General features: G+C 71.4%; 1 protein-coding gene. It reads left to right on the top strand.

What is annotated here, in order from left to right; translation table 11 throughout:
• Positions 1 to 2,084, top strand: a 2,084-nt coding sequence (infB, locus tag B8460_RS20120; protein WP_048863409.1) for a translation initiation factor IF-2, incomplete at its 5' end; no start/stop codon positions are given.
• Positions 2,085 to 2,189 lie beyond the last annotated feature (105 nt).

The raw sequence follows: 2,189 nt of genomic DNA, 5'->3' as shown, positions 1-2,189 counted from the left end.
GTCCGGCGCCCGCCGCCGCGACCCCCGCCGCCACGCCGGCCACGCCGACCGAGACCCTGCGCCTGCGCCCCACGCGGCCGGGCGAGGACGAGGACGAAGCGCGCCCCGTGCGCCGCCCGGGCGGTACCGCGGCGCCGCCGCGCAAGCCGCCGGTCGTCGCCCCGAAAAAGGGCCTGGATCCCCATCGCCGCCCCGGCCGCATCGACGTCCAGGCGGCGATCGAGGGCGAGGACGAGCGTACCCGCAGTCTTGCGTCTGTCCGCCGCCAGCGCGAGCGCGAGCGGCGGCAGGCCGAACTGGAGCTGCTGCGCTCCGATCAGGTGAAAGTTGTGCGTGACGTCATCCTCCCCGACACGATCACGGTGCAGGAGCTGGCCAACCGCATGGCCGCCCGCGCGCCAGAGGTGATCAAGGCGCTGATGAAGCTCGGCGTGATGGCCGCGATCACGCAGACGCTCGACGCCGACACGGCCGAGCTGGTGGTGCAGGAGTTCGGCCACCGCGTCCGCCGCGTCTCCGAGAGCGATGTCGAGCTCGGGCTCGAGGGCAGCGCCGACGCGGATGCCGACCTCACGCCGCGGCCGCCGGTCGTCACCATCATGGGCCATGTCGATCACGGCAAGACGAGCCTGCTCGACGCCCTGCGCGCCACCGACGTCGCCGGCGGCGAGGCGGGCGGCATCACGCAGCACATCGGCGCCTATCAGGTCACGCTGCCGTCCGGCGCGCAGATCACCTTCCTCGACACGCCGGGCCACGAGGCGTTCACGGCCATGCGTGCCCGCGGCGCGGGCGTCACCGACATCGTGGTACTCGTCGTCGCCGCCGATGACGGCGTGATGCCGCAGACGATCGAGGCGATCCGCCATGCCAAGGCGGCGAACGCGCCGATCATCGTCGCCATCAACAAGAGCGACAAACCCGACGCCAACCCGGCGCGGGTGCGCCAGGAACTGCTCAGCCACGAGATCGTGGTCGAGGAGATGGGCGGCGAGACGCAGGACGTCGAAGTCTCCGCCCTGAAGAAGACCGGCCTCGACAAGCTGGAAGAGGCGATCCTGCTGCAGGCGGAAATCCTCGACCTCAAGGCCAACCGCACCCGCACGGCGGAGGGATCGGTGATCGAAAGCCGGCTCGACCGCGGCCGCGGCCCGGTCGCGACCGTGCTGGTCCAGAAGGGGACGCTGCGCCAGGGCGAGATCATCGTCGCGGGCGATCAGTGGGGCCGCGTGCGCGCGATGCTCGACGATCGCGGCCAGCCGCTGAAGGAAGCCGGCCCGTCCACGCCGGTCGAAATCCTCGGCCTGTCCGGCGCGCCGCCGGCCGGCGAGCCCTTCGTCGTGGTCGAGAACGAGTCGCGGGCCCGCGAGATCACCGAGTTCCGCGAGCGCAAGCTACGCGAAAAGGCCGCCGCCGGCACGGCCGCGGCGCGCGGGACGCTCGACCAGATGCTCGCCCGCATCGCGGCCGGCGAGCAGAAGGAAGTGGCCATCCTCATCAAGGCCGACGTGCAGGGCAGCGCGGAGGCGATCCAGGCCACCGTGCTCAAGCTCGAGCACGAGGAGGTCAAGGTCCGCGTGCTGCTCGCGGGCGTGGGTCAGATCACCGAGAGCGACGTGCAGCTGGCCAAGGCGAGCCATGCCGTCATCGTCGCCTTCAACGTCCGCGCGACGTCGCAGGCGCGCGAGATGGCGACCCGCGACGGCGTCGACATCCGCTACTACTCGATCATTTACGAAGTCTCGGACGACATCGAGAAGCTGGTGCGCGGCAAGGTCGCGCCGAAGGCCCGCGAGAAGTTCCTGGGCTATGCCGAGATCCGCAAGGTCTTCGAGATCACCAAGGTCGGCAAGGTCGCGGGCTGCATGGTCACCGACGGGCTGGTCAAGCGCGGCGCCGGCGTGCGCCTGCTGCGCGACAACGTGGTGATCCATCAGGGCGAGCTGACGCAGCTCAAGCGCTTCAAGGACGACGTGCGGGAAGTCGCGCGCGGCTATGAATGCGGCCTGTCCTTCGCCAACTTCAACGATCTGCGCGAAGGCGACGTCGTCGAGTGCTACGAGACCGAGCTGGTGCCGGCCTGACGGGCACGATGGCGGGACGGCAGACAGGCGGACCGGCGGCGTCCGGGCGGACGGCTTCCGGGCGGACCGGCGGCCGCCCGGCCGGGCGCGCCGTCCCGGGCGGCC

The sequence above is a fragment of the Acidisphaera rubrifaciens HS-AP3 genome, assembly GCF_000964365.1.
Classification (GTDB): Bacteria; Pseudomonadota; Alphaproteobacteria; order Acetobacterales; family Acetobacteraceae; genus Acidisphaera; species Acidisphaera rubrifaciens.
Note: the sequence above shows the minus strand (reverse complement) of the source record. Positions and strands in the feature narration are given on the sequence as shown.